Below are 17,515 nucleotides of genomic sequence, written 5' to 3' on the forward strand. Positions count from 1 at the left end.
CTAGTTAGATATGAAAAAGACAATATTAATATGCTTGTTTGCTGGAATGCTTTCGTCCTGTGGAAAATTTCTGGATTCAGAAAGCCTTGATAAAAAGAATACAGACAACTTCCCGGTAACGGTGGCGGATGCCAATATCATGTTGGCCGGAATCTATAATGGGTTGAGTAGAGGAGTAAGCAGTGTCGAAAGCTCCCATTTTTATATGTCCGAATTGGCTTCGGATGACCGTTTTGGTGGTGGTGGAGCAGATAACCGGGATATGCAGGGACTGGATCATCTCATGAATACAGCCCCGGATTATTTTTTGCCATTTTGGACTGCACGCTATGCCGGGATTTATAGAGCGAATACAGCTATTGAAACACTAAACAAGGTCACAGGTTGGGCAAATGATGCACAAAGAGATCAATTGCTCGGCGAGGTTTATTTTTTAAGAGCCTTATTTTATTTCGAACTTTCACAGATGTTTGGTGATGTACCCCTGCTTCTAAGTTCTGTGGTGGCTAATGTCCCCCGAAATCCAGCAGATCAGACTTACGCACAGATTGCAAGTGATTTGATGAAGGCAATTGAGCTTATGCCTGCGACCAAATCTGCTGCGGTAATCTCAGGTCATGCCTCTAAATGGGCAGCGCAAGCATTGCTTGCTCGTGTATATCTGTTTTATACTGGATACTATAAGAAAACAGATTTGCCATTGGCTGCCGGTGGTACCGTTGGAAAAGCACAAGTGATTCAATTGCTTGAAAACTGTATTCTGAACAGTGGGCACGATTTGGTCGGCGATTTTAGAAACTTATGGCCATACACCAATAGGGAAACTGCAAGAGATTATAAGTACGTACAAGATAATAAACTGGCCTGGGTTGGAGATGGAAATATAGAAACAGTATTTGCGATTAAATTTGGAACTGTAGTGGATTGGGGAGATGAATATCAACAGGGTTATTCGAACCAGTATAATCTTCATTTTGGACTTCGTACGGGTAACGGTTCGGAGAGTACTTTTCCGTTTGGGCAGGGATGGGGTGCTGGTCCTGTCAATAGTGAATTATGGAAAGAGTGGGCACAGACAGAACCCACTGACATGCGTAGATTGGCTTCTATCATTAATGTAGAGACTGATCTGGAAGATTATACCTATGGGGCTGATAATCAAATGGAAGAAACTGGCCTGTGGCAGAAAAAATATATTGCGGTATCTGCTTATGATGACAAGAAAAATTTTGTACCATCTTATGCTATCCTTTTAGATAAAGCTTTGGCGGAGTATCAATTGGCCCATACCCAAGATTTGGTCATGATCCGCTTTTCAGATGTATTGCTCATGCACGCGGAGTTAAAAGGAGATGCGACGAATTTAAATCGGGTACGACGAAGAGCGGGGTTAAAAGATGTTTCATATTCTTTAGCGGCATTGAAACGTGAAAGAAGATGGGAGCTAGCTTTTGAAGGTGTACGTTATTTTGACTTGATGCGCTGGCATGATGCAGCTGCGGATTTGGCGAAGCAAGAAGGGGTACTGATTAAGAATAAAGGTGTCGATGTAGCAATGAAGGCATTTGGTGGTGGTTATAGAGCTCGTTACGAGGAAACTGGAGGGTTCTGGCCGATACCTGTTTCACAGATTACACTTTCGGACGGGGTCTTGACACAGAATAAAGGTTGGGGGACAGCTGCGGCTGAATTTACAGGATGGTAAATCTTAACATATTGAACTATGAATAATCTTATAAAATATATTTTTCTGGTATTTGTGCTATCGTTCACTATTTCTTGTGAGCCTATTGAAAAGCGCCTTGAACTGGGGTCGGCAATTACGGCTGACCAATTGGATATTACCGCCGTCCCTTTAATGGTCAACGGAAAGAGAAGCAATAAAGTCATTCTAGACAATAAAAGTCCAGTACTATCCTTATGGAACTATGGTTCGGGAAGATCTACACGCAAATCAGATACCGTTTTGATGGTTGCTACAGGAGAGCGAACTATTCGATTCGTAGGTCTCAATCCCGATGGTACCAAGATTCAAAAGAATTTGACAGTCCGGGTTGATGAACTAACCTTTCCTGTTCCGCCCGAGTGGGCAATGTTAACCGGAGGAAGCAAAAGAACATGGAAATGGGATGAAACAAAACCAGCTGTATGGGGTAATGGCGGGTATATAGGGAATTTTGGACCGGCATGGTGGACGTTAAAAGAAGGAGAGATTGATGAACAGGAAGCAGGTGCCGGTATCGGAGCTAAGATGGAACTCAATCTCGATGATGCAATTTTCACGAAGATCAGATCGGATGGTTCAAAAGAAGTAGGGGTATTTAGTTTTGATATGAACAAAAAAACTAAAGATGGTGATGGAAAAATATGGGGCCACGGAAAGTTTCGAACTAGTGGAGCAGTCATTCTTGTAGGGAAGTCTCCAGATGAAGGTGGAAAAGCTGTTTACGAATTTGATATTATCGTTCTGAATGATAAGGAATTGGTCTTGGCTTATGCCCCTCCTGGAACTGAGGCATGGGGTACCGCTTACTTTTGGGTCTTTAGGGCAATTGATTAGTAATGTACATCATACTGAAGACCAGCTGAAAAGTTAGCTCATATTCAATCGTGTTACATTTTAAACAACAGGAACGAAGCAATCTGTAATTTATCATCATCAGATTGCTTCGTGTTTTTATAGGTAATCGAAAATAACAATTTAACTAAGGCACCTTTCTGCTTTACAATTGATCTCTTTATATAATATCTTGATGAATTATTTTTTTAAAAAATGAACAAAATTCTTTCAACTTAAGTAATTAAGTGTTAAATTTATATTGACCAGTTATGAGAGGTGGAATCCAAATTATTTATGAAAAAGCTAGATCAACATGTATTGGATTTGCAAGACGGTAAAGAAGCTGCATTAGCATCCCTTATTGATGAGTTTAGTGAGAAACTGCTTTTTTTTGCCTATAAAATTGTAAAAGACAAAAATATTGCGGAGGAAATTATTTCGGATTCATTTATTAAGTTATGGGAACGTAGAGGTAATTTTAGTTCTATTGAATGCATCAAATCCTTTTTGTTCTTAGTGACCAAAAATGCTTGTTTAGATGCCTTAAAACAAAGTAGATCCAAATTTGAGCATAGCGAATCTTTTTTAATGGATCTTAAGACGGATACGCAGGATGTTTTAACGAAAATCATTTATTATGAGCTGATTGATCTAATTGCCAAAGAGATCGAAAAATTTCCCAAAAAGCAGGCTCAGATCATACAGTTATCTTTGATAGAAGGTAGATCTACAGAAGAGATTTGTGAAGAATTAGAGACGACTCCGAGTACAGTTTATTTTGCCCGATCAAAAGCTATTTCAACCTTAAAGCAAGTGTTCAAACAGAAGAATATTTCATATTATCAAGTTAGCTTTTTGCTTTCCATTCTTTGGCCCCAATAGATCGTAGTTTCTAAAAATGAGGAAATTTTTGGATATTTCAATTTTGAAGCTCGTATTGGTTTGATTTGTTGAAAGGAGAAGGTGAAAAAAAAGGCGCATCATCTAATGCACCTTTTTCTTAAATATGTTAAAGATTATTTTCCTCTTCTATTTAGCAGTTGCTGCCGCTCTATCGATGTGGAACTGTACTAGGTCATCGATAGGAGAACGCAAAATCTTGCCTACTTTCATACCATATTGTTCAGCCTTTTCAGCCAATACATTTCTGAAATTGTAACCTACGGAACCAATGCAATTGAAAGTATAACTTTGATAATTAGGATATTTACTTACTAAATTTCTGAAGAAAGCTTCAAATGCTTCATCCACAATATTTCGTGTATATTCGATATTTACATTATTGTCATATACGAATTTACTGAAACTTGCACAGAAACGATTAGGCATAGGTTTGGTATATACCGCGTCCATGATTTCATCTTTCGTCATTTTATACGTGTTCCAAAACACTTCCTTTACATCTTTAGGCATTAAATTACGAACATAGTCTGCAAGTAATTTTTTACCAATGTAACTACCCGATCCTTCATCGCCTAAAATATAAGCTCCGGAATCAATATTTAATGTAATTTCTTTGCCGTCATAGAGACAAGAATTTGTTCCTGTACCCAAAATCGCAGCAAACCCAGCCTCGGATCCTAGCAATGCTCTTGCTGCAGCAAGTAGATCGTGTCCCACTTCCACTTTCGCTGTAGTAAATACGTGTTTTAGTGCATCAACTACGATCTGTGCTTTCTCTTTATTATGGACCCCTGCACCATAATAATTTACTTCCGCGATTTTTTCAAAAGGTAAATCCTGCGGTAATCCTTTTTTTAGGGAGTTTACAATGTATTCACTGTCAACAAAATACGGGTTGTACCCTTCTGTGTTGAAGTAGATTTTTTTATTTGAATCGTCTAACAAACACCAGTTTGTTTTTGTTGATCCCCCGTCAGCAATGATTATCATTATTGAGTAGTTTTAATTGTGTTTATCGTTATAAAATGAGTAATCAATTCATTAATCAATTCCCCGAAAATACATTTTTTAATTTTAAATATCATAATTTATCCGAGTATTTTTGAAAAAATAAATTTTATGAATTTGCTCATAATATAAAAAAACTGGCTTAACAGTGTTGTTAAGCCAGTTTTTGGGTCCTGTAATAAAATTGATTAAATAGTGTACTATTTACAATTAGTTGATGATTTTAATGTGCTCCTTCAGCCTCGATTTCATCGATATTGATTCCTTGTTTAGTTAAAATTCCCTTGACAAATACAGCAAAGAAAACAATATAACAGAATCCGATTAACGGTAGGATATAGGAGTTGTGTATTCCAATAAGATCGGCCAATTTTCCTTGGATAGGAGGAAGGACACCACCACCAAGAATCATCATGACTAAGAATGCTGAACCTTGAGCAGTATATTTTCCAAGACCAACGATTGATAAACTGAAAATAGATGACCACATAATTGAACAAGCAAGACCTCCTGATAAGAATGCATAAATCGCGATAGTACCAGAAGAGAAAAGCCCGATTAACATGGCAATGATTCCAAATAAACCAAAAATGATCAATGTACGGGCTGGTTTTTCTTTACTTAGATAAAAAGCAACGATTTGCAGAATAATACAGATCACATAGTAATAAAGGTGTGACATTTCGAATCCTGCAAGTGTATTGACACCAATTATAATCGAGAATGCGATTAAAGGAACAATAATCAGTAATCCATTTTTAGCCGATTTACTTAGGTTGAATGCTGTAATGGCACCTGCCCATCGACCGATCATCATACTTCCCCAATACATGGATACATATGGTGTGATTTGTGAAGACTGTAGGTGGCCAAATTCTTTTAAAGTAAGCAACTCACCTAAGTTGCTACCAATGGCAACTTCGATACCTACATAGATAAATAATGCAAGCATTCCCAAAGCCAGTTGCGGATATTTCATTGCTCCCCAGCCTTCAGGGTTCTTTTTCGCGCTTCTGTTGGAGAAAAGTAAACCGCCGATAACAACAATTAATGCGCCCGCTAACCACATCATACGTTGTGTTTCAAGTGGTTTGGCAACTTCTTTAATATGTGCTTTTAATTGATCGATTTGTAGCTGATCAGTGAGGCTTGATGCTTGTTGATGTAGCTGCTCGATATGCAACGCAAGGTCACTTTTGTAACTTAGGAATACTGGAGTGAACATACCGAATAGTAGAACTGTCATGATGATCAAGGTACGTAAGGCCTTATTGGCCTTTTCCATGGGTTCATTGCTAATTCCAGCTGGAACTTTTTTACTGAAATTGAACAATGCTGCAGCCAAAAGAAACAACAAACCAACACCAACATATAGATATACAACTTTATTTAAAGGAAGATTGGCAATTTCAGAATCTGAGATCGGCTCAAATGTTCCAAATAGCGAGAAACCAATTACCAATGGTCCTATTGTCGTTCCGAATGAGTTGATACCACCGCCAAGGTTAACACGGGAAGCTCCCGTCTTTGGGTCACCTAATAAAACGGCAAAGGGATTAGCAGCTGTTTGCTGTAAGGAGAATCCAAGTGCAACCACAAATAGACCCAACAACATTCCAATATATAAATTTACCTCGACCGCCACAATCATTGCTGCTGCTCCCAAAGCAGAAAACAATAGACCATAGACGATACTTTTTTTGTAACCCCACTTTCCAACAAGGTCATTACCGCCAATTGAACTAAAGATAAACAGGAGTAACGCACCAATGTAGTAGGCCGTGTAAAAAGCAAAGTCAATGAGCTGCGATTGAAATTGATCCAGGTGAAAATAATTCTTGCAGAATGGGATAAATACGCTATTTCCCGCTGCAATGAACCCCCAAAAGAAAAACACAATAATCAATGTGTAGAGTGCGGGGTAATTGGTTTTAGTTTGTTGCTGTTCCATATAAGGGATCTAAAAACTTAAATTTTGAAAAGTACGAACTTATGAAAAAAAATATAAAATTCAATCTAAAAATGTCGTTAAATCGTTTTACTAGCTACAATAGTAAATATTTTTTTTGAAATATTTTGAAATAACAAAATTTGTTTTTTTCTTTGTCTAGGTTCTCAAGATTTAATCCACTTCGGGTTTAAAAGAAATCATTAAGTTCTTCATTCACTTAAACAAGGAAACATGCTTAGGTGTATAATCAGAATAAAGCTCAAAAGAAAATCCAAAAATCATACACAACACATTAATGGATATTAACGAATTAAACGCTAAACTCGTATCAGAATTGCGCGAGATTGCTAAGTTGATCGGTATCGCGGATGCTGATAAATTGCGTAAGCAAGAATTAATAGAAAGAATTAGCAATACCGGTGGGGAAGAAGAAGCAGCTCCGGCTTCTGTAGAAAAAGTTGCTAAAGTGGAGGAGGATAATCAGGAACAGGGCGAACGCACTCGTAAGCGCGTAAGAACGGTGAAGACCGTTGAGCCTGTGACTGTCAGAAAACGTGAGGCTGTTGAAAGTGAGGAAAGCAGTCCCGCAGTAGAAAGTACTCCTATAACAGATAAAGGTTCCCAACCTGAAAAAACACCCCAAACTCCAAAAGCTGAAAATACTTCTTCTAGTACAGATTTCGACAATGTTATCGTTAATGAGGGTGTGTTAGAAATTATGCCAGATGGCTATGGTTTCTTGCGTTCATCAGACTATAACTATTTGACATCTCCAGATGATATTTATGTGTCACAGTCTCAGATCAAATTATTTGGTTTGAAAACAGGAGATACCGTTCGTGGTTGTATTCGCCCTCCAAAAGAAGGTGAGAAATATTTTCCATTGGTTAGAGTAGAGGCTATCAACGGACAGAATCCTGCAGAGGTACGTGACCGTGTGCCTTTTGACTACTTGACACCTTTATTCCCTGATGAGCGCTTAAATCTAGATATGGGTATGGGTAACTACTCAACTCGTATTATGGATTTGTTTACGCCAATCGGTAAAGGTCAACGTGGATTGATCGTTGCTCAACCAAAAACGGGTAAAACAAATTTATTGAAGGAAGTTGCTAACGCAATTGCGAAGAATCATCCTGAGGTATACCTTATTATCTTGTTGATCGATGAGCGCCCTGAGGAGGTTACGGATATGGCAAGAAGTGTGCGTGCCGAGGTTGTATCATCTACTTTTGATGAGCCTGCTGATCGCCATGTGAAAATTGCTAATATTGTATTGGAGAAAGCGAAGCGTATGGTAGAGTGTGGTCATGATGTGGTCATCCTGCTGGATTCAATCACTCGTCTGGCGCGTGCTTACAATACTGTTGCTCCTGCTTCCGGTAAAATCTTGTCAGGTGGTGTGGATGCAAATGCACTACATAAACCAAAACGTTTCTTTGGTGCGGCTAGAAATATCGAAAATGGCGGTTCATTAACAATTCTTGCAACAGCTTTGACAGATACTGGTTCAAAAATGGATGAGGTGATCTTTGAAGAATTTAAAGGAACTGGTAATATGGAGTTACAATTGGATCGTAAATTGGCGAACAAGCGTATCTTCCCGGCAATTGACATTACTGCGTCAAGTACGCGTCGTGATGATCTATTGACAGATAAAGAATCATTGCAACGTATTTGGGTACTTCGCAATCACTTGTCGGATATGAATTCTACAGAAGCAATGGAATTCTTGCAAGGACAAATGCGTGGTACTAAATCAAATGAAGAATTTTTGATCAGTATGAATGGGTAATCCCATCAAATTTTAATATTTTAGCCATCATTTTACTAAAATGATGGCTTTTTTGTGTCCGATCGTATGATGTGTTAGAGTATAATTCAATTTTGAAATATTATTGAGCTGCTAATACATACAATGGGGCCACTTTGAAAATTGCGATAAGTACATAAATATAATATTGATGAAAAAACATATTCCAAATCTGCTGACCTGCCTAAATCTCTTTAGTGGTTGTATTGCTGTACTGATGGCGTTGGATGGCAACATAAAAGCAGTAACCATATGTGTGCTTGCTTCTGGAATATTTGATTTTTTTGATGGTATGGTCGCGAGGCTGCTTCATGTAAAATCACCTATTGGAAAAGAACTGGATTCGCTTGCCGATATGGTCAGCTTTGGATTTCTACCAGGGGTAATTATGTTTACACTGTTGCAAAAAGTATTTCCTGATGGATCTTTATTTCCTTATCTAGGTTTTATTGTTACGGTATTTTCAGCTTTACGTTTGGCTAAGTTTAATTTGGATGAACGACAAACAGCTGATTTTATTGGGCTTAATACACCAATGAATACTTTTTATGTTCTCTCATTGCCTTATATTGCTGATAAGTATCCTGGACTCATTATAAATCCGATATTTTTGATCTGTAGTGCGCTGCTGACCAGTTATCTATTGATTAGTGAGATTCGACTGTTTTCGATGAAATTCAGTTCCATGGACTGGGCGACGAATAAATATCGCTTTATTTTTCTATTCTTAACTTTGGTTTTATTTGCGATTGGACAGTTTATGGCTTTGCCAGTTATTCTACTTTTGTATTTTATACTGTCAGCATTGCATTTCAATAAAAAAACGATCTAATCTAGATCGTTTTTTTGTATTGTTCGAGTTCGAATAGCAGTTCTTTCATTTCGATGTCCAGCACCTCAAAAGTTGCCCTAAGTCCTTCTAAAGATTCCTGATTTTTGGCACTTAATTCCAAATTCTCAAATTTAGCTTTTAAGTGAAAAGCTCCTATATAATCCATCGTCGGTTTAATATGATGAGCTGCATCTGCAATTTTTTGATGATTACCTGTATCTAGGGCATTTCGCAAGTTGTCTAAGTCTACTGGGGTCTGGATAAGATACATTGATACAAATTGTTTGATCAAATCAGTATTGTCAAACATATTTTGGTTGATCAGGTCAATGTCGATATGATTCATCGTCGCTAATTTTCTTTACGGGTAATTCGTCCTTGCAATTATTCAATAAAGATACATTATTTTTTTTGTAAACGGGGTGTATGTATGTAGGGGCTATTTCTGCTAATGGCTCCAGTGTAAAGCGTCTTTCTGAAATAAAAGGATGTGGTATAATCAGATTTGGGTGACTGATAACTTCGTCGTTGAAATAAAGTAAATCAATGTCTATCGCCCGCTCTCCCCATTTCTTCAGTCGTACTCTCCCTAGATCTAATTCAATCTGTTGGGTAAGATTTAAACATTCAAGTGCAGATAGCGGTGAACTTATTAGGATGACCTGATTAAGGAATGAGGGTTGATCTTCAACTCCCCAAGCTGCAGTTTCATATATTGAGGATTCTTGCAGGATTATTCCTATCTGTTGTTCGAGGGATTGTTTTGCTAATGAGAGTTGTTGCAGGCGATCTCCTAAGTTCGTTCCTAATAATATAAAAATCTTGTTCATGTCGCTAAATTAAGTCTTTATGAAATAAAATACTGGGGGAATAAAAAATATTGCATTACCTTTAGCGTAAAATAGATCATTCCATTTGCAAGAACTGCATAAGACTGGAATTAATTATAAAATATGAAATCATTTTTTAAGTATGTATTGGCAACGATTACAGGGATTGTTATATCTTTTGTGATTTTGTTTATTGTTTTTATGGGTATTATTGGTGCGATTATTAGCTCCGCTTCCTCTGATCAGGAAGTTGCTGTCAAAACCAATTCGGTGCTGTTTCTATCCTTTGACTATGATATTAATGAACGGAATGACAATAATCCTTTTGGAAGCTTAAATCTTCCGGGTTATTCTACCAAGAGTATTGGGTTGGATGATATTCTAGGAAGAATAAGGTATGCGGCAACAGATGCGAATATTAAGGGGCTTTATATGGATGCGGGTAGTATCGGTACTGGTTTTGCAAGTTTAAAGGCTGTACGTGATGAACTTTTAGCATTTAAAAAAACAGGAAAATTTGTTGTTGCCTATAATGCTGGGTATAATCAAAAAGCATATTATGTAGCCAGTATTGCAGATAAGGTATACGTCAATCCCCAAGGCACCATAGATTTTAGAGGTCTTTCTAGTTCGACAATGTTTTACAAAGACCTATTGGACAAAGTTGGGGTTGAGATGCAGATTGTGAAAGTAGGGACGTTTAAGAGCGCGGTGGAGCCTTACTTCCTAAATAAGATGAGTGATCCAAATCGTTTGCAGGTAACATCGTATCTGGGAAGTATATATGATACTTTTATCAATGAAATCGCTGCAAGTCGGAACATTCCGGCAGATTCATTGCGTGGTATAGCCAATGATTATCTAGTTAGGAATGCTGATGATGCGGTACGGTATAAACTTGCTGATGCTAAGATCTATAAGGACGAACTGCTCTCTGATTTAAGAAAGCGATTGAAGATAGGCGAGAAGGATGAGATCTCTTTTGTTTCATTGTTCGATTACAATAAAAAGGTGAAGGATGATGCTAGTGGATCTGAAGTGGCAGTGCTTTACGCCGTTGGCGAGATTGTGGATGGTGAAGGTACTCGTCCTGGTGAGATCGGAGGGGATAAATTTTCAAGAGAATTGCGGAAGCTGCGAGAGGATGATGCTGTAAAGGCTGTTGTGTTGCGTGTGAATTCACCTGGGGGTTCGGCACTTGCTTCAGATGTTATCTGGAGGGAGGTGATTTTGACTAAAAAAGTTAAACCAGTAATTGTTTCTATGGGAGATGTAGCGGCTTCAGGGGGCTATTACATTGCGGCGGCGGCTGACTCCATATTTGCTGAGCCAACGACCATCACCGGATCAATTGGTGTATTTGGTGTAATACCGAATTTCCAGAATCTGATGAACAATAAAATTGGTGTTCACTACGATGGTGTAAAGACAGGGAAATTTGCGGATTTGATGACTACATTTGATCGTCCATTGACTGCTGAAGAAAGGGATATTATCCAACGTGAGGTTGATAAAGTGTATGCTACCTTTACAAAAGTTGTGTCGGAGGGTAGAAAGATACCATTGACGAATGTTGACAGTATTGGTCAGGGCCGTGTTTGGACAGGTACACAGGGGCTGAGTAACAGATTGGTGGATCGTTTGGGTAATCTTGATGTTGCCATTCAGGCAGCGGCTAAAAAGGCAAATCTAAGCAAGTATAAAGTTTCACAATATCCTGCGAAGGAAGATCCGTTTACCTCAATATTGAACAATTCAAAGGAAAAAGTTCAGGTTTGGGTTGCTAAAGAACAAATGGGCGAATACTATCGTTATTTTGACGTGATGCGGAAGGCGACAGCACAGAGTGGGGTTCAGGCAAGGCTGCCTTATACTGTTGAAATCCATTAATGATAATTTAATCCGATAAAAAGGCATTTATTTGATGAAAATAAATGCCTTTTTTCTATATTTAGCTGTTCGTTTGGCAAACGACAGATCCTAAAACATTAAAGTTACATAATGAAAACAGTAGACGATTTAAATTTTGCAGGTAAAAAAGCCTTGGTTCGCGTAGATTTCAACGTTCCTTTGGATGAAAATTTCAATATTACGGATGATAATCGTATTCAGGGAGCTGCTCCAACAATAAAGAAAATTTTGAACGACGGCGGAAGCGTGATATTGATGTCCCATTTAGGAAGACCAAAAGATGGTCCTACTGATAAGTATTCATTAAAACATATTGTGGCTCATCTATCTAAGGTATTAGGTACAGAAGTTCAATTTGCCGATGATTGTATTGGAAATGAAGCTGTAGAAAAAGCTGCTGCATTGCAGGCTGGCCAAGTTTTATTACTTGAGAATCTACGTTTTTATAAAGAAGAGGAAAAAGGTGATGTAGGATTTGCTGAAAAGCTTTCAAAATTGGGTGATGTTTATGTGAATGATGCCTTCGGTACCGCACATAGAGCACATGCTTCAACTGCGATTGTCGCACAGTTTTTTCCATCAGCTAAATATAGCGGTTATTTGATGGCTGCTGAGGTGGGTAATGCAGAGAAAGTTTTGAATAACCCGGTTAGACCTTTTACAGCGATCATGGGAGGGGCGAAAGTTTCTGACAAGATTCAGTTGATCGAAGCTTTATTGGATAAGGTAGATAACTTGCTGATCGGTGGAGGTATGGCATATACTTTTATTAAAGCAAGAGGTGGTGAAATCGGTAAGTCATTGGTTGAGATGGATAAACTTGATCTCGCAAATGAATTGGTAAAGAAAGCAAAAGAAAAAGGGGTGAATCTTGTTATTCCTACAGATGCTCAAATTGCTGATGCGTTTTCTAATGATGCAAATGTGTATGACGGGCCAAACGATCAAATACCTGCGGATCTTCAGGGCTTAGATATCGGGGAGGAGTCTGCTAAGAATTTTGCGGCTATTATCAAAGATTCAAAAACAGTTCTTTGGAATGGACCTATGGGGGTTTTTGAATTTGATACCTTTGCAAAAGGTACCAAAGCTGTGGCTGATGCTGTTGTAGAAGCAACCAAAAATGGCGCATTTTCTCTAATCGGTGGTGGAGATTCAGCTGCTGCAGTAAGTAAATTTGGTATGACTGAAGATGTTAGCTATGTTAGTACTGGTGGTGGAGCACTATTAGAATATATGGAAGGTAAAGTTCTTCCTGGTGTAAAAGCACTCGAAGACTAATAAATCAAACAGAATATAAGAATATAGAAAAGGGATAATGCTGAGTTATCCCTTTTTTTATGAGGAAAGACTACTCTAAATTTATTGCGTTTTTTATTGATGGTGGTAGGAGTTAATGACTTGTGAAAAAGCTTTCTATTTAATATGGTTGAGATCCGTGCGGTAATGTCAGATTTAAATCAATTATCTGTTAAATATCTGTATTGTGTTGGTGAGTGTTTACCGTATTTGCTAAATTTATCATAACATGATTATATAGGTTTTATTGATGGATGCTAATCACAAAAAAGAAAAAGATAGTTCGGGTTTTTTTTCGGTGTTGACATACAATGTAGCGGGATTGCCAGGGTTTATTTCTTCTGCAATTACAGGCAGGAGCAGGAGTATTGCTGAAATAGGCAAAAAGATTAATCCTTTTGATATCGTAAATGTGCAGGAGGATTTCAATTATAACAATAGTCTTTATTTGGGGGGGAACCAACACCCTTATCGGACCAGGCCTAAGGGGCGTGTGCCTTTTGGTGATGGTTTGAATACCCTGTCTCGTTTTCCGATGTCAGATGTAGTCCGGGTTCCCTGGAAAAAACGCACAGGGGCTGATTCTCTGACACCTAAAGGCTTTACCTTGGTCAAGGTGGAAATAGTTGCGGGGATATGGCTGGATGTCTATAATGTACATGCAAATGCTCAGAACAATAGACGCGCCTCTAGTGCTAGAAGGGACAATCTCAACCAGCTGCGCGATTATATAGGTGAGAACTCTAGCGATAATGCACTGATTGTTATGGGGGATTTTAATGCACATTATAGTTTCGGTGATGATAATCTACATGATTTTATGGAGTCGACCACATTGGTGGACAGTTGGGTTGAACTCCAAAACGGCGGACTGGTGCCAGAAGCGAAGCATGCATTCAAACCTCCCCATATGTTATCAATTGGCAACCAGAGTGAGTCAATAGACAAGATTCTTTACCGTAGCAACGGTCATCTAAATTTGGCTGCGCGTGACTATAATATAGAAAATAATCTGTTTACGAACCTAAGGGGCCTACCTTTGTCAGATCATTATGCTCTAGCTGCTAATTTTAACTGGGCTATCCATCCTTAGTAGGTGTAATTTAAACTTACCGTTGGAACGACGCGCTGCGTCGCTGTATTATCATTGATGTAGGTTCCTTTTACGACAAACTCAAAGTCGGGCAATGGATATCTAAAAGCATTGAAATCAAAGGAAAGGTATCCTCCAAAACTCTTCGGTGCCACATCTTTATGTTTGTGGATATTTTGATAATCTGCAAATACACCACCTTTTATACGTTTTATATAGGTTAATGATCCTATACTAAAATCAGGATAGGCGATTGGAAAACGATAATTGACCAGTAATGTATTTTTTATCTTTTCATATTTGTAATAACTAAACCCGCTGACGAGCGGGATATCGTTGATGTATTCATAAATTCCCGTTCCCGCCTGTGCGCTCAAGCGGATTTGAAACCCATGATTGTTGACAAACCCAGGGAGGTAAAATACTGTTCTCGCAGATAGAATTTCACCTTTGGCCTTGTTTTCAAAAGGTGTGTGTCTATAGGTTATGCTGAAATTTTGCCCCCATCGCGGGTATTGATCCATATTTGCCATTCGGGCATTTCGGTTGAAATAAAGTTGGTATGTTAACGGAAATGCAGTTTCGTAATTAAAGTTTTTGAGGTCATTCCGACTTAGGCTGTAACGTTTCAAATAAGCTGTTGCAAAATTGAATCCTGTGGAATAATTGTAATCAAGCCTATAAAAAGATAGAGGGATAGAAATTTGTGAGGAAACGTAATGTTCTCTCCAATCGAACCTTACACTGCTGTCTGGTTTATTGGGCACGCTTGCTGCTGCAATCTGCCCTCTGTTTTCGTAGCGAAGCGAGAATTTCGGAAAATACTTATTGTAAGTAAGTTCGGCCGAATAAATACTTTTTCTGATGTCTGTATCGTATTCATAGCCAAGCGCAATTTGGGTCGTGTTTAAAATGTTATTTGAAAGCCAAAAAATGCCAGGTTTGAAATTATCAAAACTTTCAAAGTTACTACTACTTAAAGAAAGACTATGGAAGTTAAACGTTCGTCCAAGTCCTTTGTATGGTTCAATGGTGTAATGCTGGCTGGAATCTGGTGCTGTGGCAGCAATATTGAATATGCTGTCTTTCTTTACAGCATCAGCATAGTAGTGGGAAAAATAATCGGTTTCTGGTTTTATATCGAAGGTCGTATCTATACTTGTTTGGCTGATTTTATAGCCATTGTATTGATAGTTGTTAAAAAGCAATTGCTTAGTTTCTTTATTATAAAAAGGATTAAAAGCACCGAATGGGGCTTTGGTCAGGAGATGTTTCGCTTCCGATTGACGATCTATTTTGTAAATGTTATCAATACCGTTAAAGTTGGCTTTTACAAGTATATTCATACCTGGAAGGTATTGTGGTCTTTCGTATTGTTGGTCGCCCCATGAGGTGATGTTTGTTATTTTATCATTTTTGAGATCTATTTCGCAGAGTGCCGTTCCAATTTCTGATAATCGGATCGCAATTATCTTGTCTCCTGTCGGGCTAAATGCTGGATGTTGAAGCTGCTCTGAATCGACTGTTTTTATCCGCTTGATTACAGAGCCGTTTTTAAGGCTTATGAGCGTAAGATAGCTTGTATTGGATAAATCTACCTCGATGCAAGCAATGGTCTCGTCTACGGGGCTAAATACCGGTGAGTAATACCTGGACTGCTTGGTCAGGGATTTGATTTTTCCCGTTTTCCGGTTCATTAAGTTGATGACACTATATGTCCTCTTATTATAGCGTGGATCTTTTCGCAATTCATCCCACACAATATATTCCTTGTTGATGTCGAAATGTGGGGTCAACTGGATACCTGTTTTTACAAGTTGTGATTCCGATTTTTTATCGTTGTCATAAGTATATATTGCATTTGTTTTTTCTGGATTTTGTTTAATGAAGTAAATTAAATTTCCATTTGATTTTGGTAATAGATTGCTGTTATAATAGCGGTTATTTTGGCCGGAAATTTCAGCGTAATTTTGGGCTAAATAATTTGCTGTTTTTTGCTCCCATATTGAGTCTAATTTTGTGATCGTTTTATTGAATAAATAGCGGCTATTTCCACCTATTTTTTTCTTCAGTACATGGTTGATATTATAAGGGTAGAGTGGACGTTTGTTGAGCTCTGAAAATAAATCTGCTTCGTAATTTGGTGGCAGTTCCGATTTAAGTGTTGATGTCATTAAGTAGCCAATTGTGTAGTAACTGGGGACAATATCCTTAAAGGATCCGAGCAGGTATTTGTCGAAACTATAGTTCTGTTTAGATTGGAAGTTGGCTTTGATCGGCATTTCAAAAGAGGGCAATCGACCTCTTCCTCCACGAGAATAAATGGTTTCAGTCAGCGTAGCATCACCTTCAAAAAACCATGAAGGAACTGTTAGCCCATAATAAGCCAAAGCCAATTGTTCGAAAAAAGGAGCTCTTAATTTACCTGTCAATTTGTCAAGCTGGTTAACATGTCTAGACTCATGGAGGATCAGATTGGGTAACCAAGTTTGATTATCGGGTTCAGCTCCGGCAGTGCTATATAGCTCGGATTTTCGAGGAGATAACTGTACAAAGCCGTTTGTCTGTAGGTTTGTATTGTGTATAATGAAGGGGATCTGTCGCGGTGTTATTTTATAATTTCTACTTGTTGTGCGCAAAGAGTTGTGGACCTGATTTGCTAGGGTAGGGGCTTTATCTTTCATCTCTTCAGGGAAAATGAGTTTAAAATTTGGTGTCTCGATTTTAAACCATTTCTGACTTAAGGGGGCTTGACTATCTTCAAAGAATTGTGCAAATGTTTCTTTTGAAGATACAGTTAATGTTAATACTGTTAATATGTTGAAAATTATATTTTTATATTTCATATATATGGCTAATTTATGAATTGCTATTTTTTTTAGCTAAATATTTTGATTTTATATAAATCTTATGTTTTTTTGAAATTATTAAATACGTTGATTTATATATAGTTATGATTTTATTGTATTTGTGTTTTTTGCTGTTTATTTATTGCTTTTAGTTTGTTTTAAATGCTTGCTTTCGCTGTAGAAATTCGTTGTTCAACTGGAAAGAAGCACGTGACGAATATACTCAAATATTCAGCTATAAGTTAGGTCCTGCTGAAAAATATTTGGACATTTTTTATGCGTACGAATTTTATGCTTACGAAAGGGAGAAGGTTTTTTGTCCGGAAAGCGGGGTGTGTAGATAATTTCTTCTTTACGGTTTTTTTTGTAAAGATGATGGTCGAGCTATGGTGTTCTTATGAAGGTCCGTTTTGTCTGTTTTTTTATCGGATCGTGATGTACAGGAGAGAATATTCGGTAATGACAA

General features: G+C 37.9%; 13 protein-coding genes. 8 read left to right on the plus strand and 5 right to left on the minus strand.

The genetic code is table 11. The annotated features are described in order from the left end of the window. Positions 1-10: 10 nt before the first annotated feature. The 3 genes from M2408_RS06690 (at position 11) to M2408_RS06700 (ending at position 3,442) form a co-directional block, all read left to right on the plus strand. On the plus strand, positions 11-1,705 hold the full coding sequence (locus tag M2408_RS06690) for a RagB/SusD family nutrient uptake outer membrane protein (protein ID WP_259180339.1): 1,695 nt from the start codon (positions 11-13) through the stop codon (positions 1,703-1,705). Between the two features lie 18 nt (positions 1,706-1,723). Further along, a complete protein-coding gene (locus M2408_RS06695; RefSeq protein ID WP_259180340.1) occupies positions 1,724-2,560 on the plus strand; it encodes a hypothetical protein in 837 nt (278 codons plus the stop codon). Positions 2,561-2,854: 294 nt separating this feature from the next. Beyond that, positions 2,855-3,442: an RNA polymerase sigma factor gene (locus M2408_RS06700; RefSeq protein ID WP_259180341.1), complete on the plus strand. Its 588-nt coding sequence runs from the start codon at positions 2,855-2,857 to the stop codon at positions 3,440-3,442. A gap of 147 nt (positions 3,443-3,589) precedes the next feature. Here M2408_RS06700 and M2408_RS06705 read toward each other — a convergent pair whose 3' ends face one another. Next, the gene (locus tag M2408_RS06705) at positions 3,590-4,453 is read right to left on the minus strand and encodes an N-acetylglucosamine kinase (protein ID WP_077432461.1); all 864 of its coding nucleotides are present in this window, start codon (positions 4,451-4,453) and stop codon (positions 3,590-3,592) included. 241 nt (positions 4,454-4,694) lie between these two features. Then, entirely contained in the window at positions 4,695-6,422 is a 1,728-nt protein-coding gene (locus M2408_RS06710; protein ID WP_259180342.1) for an MFS transporter, read from the minus strand. Positions 6,423-6,717: 295 nt separating this feature from the next. Here M2408_RS06710 and rho point away from each other — a divergent pair, with 295 nt between their 5' ends. Next, entirely contained in the window at positions 6,718-8,217 is a 1,500-nt protein-coding gene (gene rho / locus M2408_RS06715) for a transcription termination factor Rho (protein WP_259180343.1), read from the plus strand. A gap of 169 nt (positions 8,218-8,386) precedes the next feature. Further along, on the plus strand, positions 8,387-9,067 hold the full coding sequence (pssA, locus tag M2408_RS06720; protein ID WP_259180344.1) for a CDP-diacylglycerol--serine O-phosphatidyltransferase: 681 nt from the start codon (positions 8,387-8,389) through the stop codon (positions 9,065-9,067). 1 nt (position 9,068) lies between these two features. Here pssA and M2408_RS06725 read toward each other — a convergent pair whose 3' ends face one another. Both M2408_RS06725 and folK read right to left on the minus strand, forming a co-directional pair. Continuing rightward, positions 9,069-9,413: an Hpt domain-containing protein gene (locus M2408_RS06725; RefSeq protein ID WP_259180345.1), complete on the minus strand. Its 345-nt coding sequence runs from the start codon at positions 9,411-9,413 to the stop codon at positions 9,069-9,071. Continuing rightward, positions 9,394-9,897 carry a 2-amino-4-hydroxy-6-hydroxymethyldihydropteridine diphosphokinase gene (gene folK / locus M2408_RS06730; RefSeq protein WP_259180346.1) on the minus strand — a complete coding sequence of 168 codons (504 nt, stop codon included), beginning with the start codon at positions 9,895-9,897 and terminating at the stop codon, positions 9,394-9,396. The genes M2408_RS06725 and folK overlap by 20 nt, the downstream gene beginning before the upstream one ends. Positions 9,898-10,020: 123 nt before the next feature. Between folK and sppA the strand changes: the two genes are divergently transcribed. From sppA to M2408_RS06745, 3 genes are all read left to right on the plus strand, one after another. Further along, complete coding sequence (gene sppA / locus M2408_RS06735; RefSeq protein WP_259180347.1) at positions 10,021-11,787, plus strand: signal peptide peptidase SppA; 1,767 nt, start codon at positions 10,021-10,023, stop codon at positions 11,785-11,787. A gap of 111 nt (positions 11,788-11,898) precedes the next feature. Then, positions 11,899-13,089: a phosphoglycerate kinase gene (locus M2408_RS06740; RefSeq protein ID WP_120260590.1), complete on the plus strand. Its 1,191-nt coding sequence runs from the start codon at positions 11,899-11,901 to the stop codon at positions 13,087-13,089. Positions 13,090-13,357: 268 nt separating this feature from the next. Beyond that, positions 13,358-14,200, plus strand: a complete 843-nt coding sequence (locus M2408_RS06745; RefSeq protein WP_259180348.1) for an endonuclease/exonuclease/phosphatase family protein — start codon at positions 13,358-13,360, stop codon at positions 14,198-14,200. On the opposite strand, the gene M2408_RS06750 is transcribed toward M2408_RS06745, so the two are convergent. Continuing rightward, a complete protein-coding gene (locus M2408_RS06750; RefSeq protein ID WP_259180349.1) occupies positions 14,197-17,046 on the minus strand; it encodes a hypothetical protein in 2,850 nt (949 codons plus the stop codon). The genes M2408_RS06745 and M2408_RS06750 overlap by 4 nt on opposite strands. Positions 17,047-17,515 lie beyond the last annotated feature (469 nt).

The sequence above is a fragment of the Sphingobacterium sp. BIGb0165 genome, from assembly GCF_024810095.1.
In the GTDB taxonomy this organism is placed as follows: Bacteria; Bacteroidota; Bacteroidia; order Sphingobacteriales; family Sphingobacteriaceae; genus Sphingobacterium; species Sphingobacterium detergens.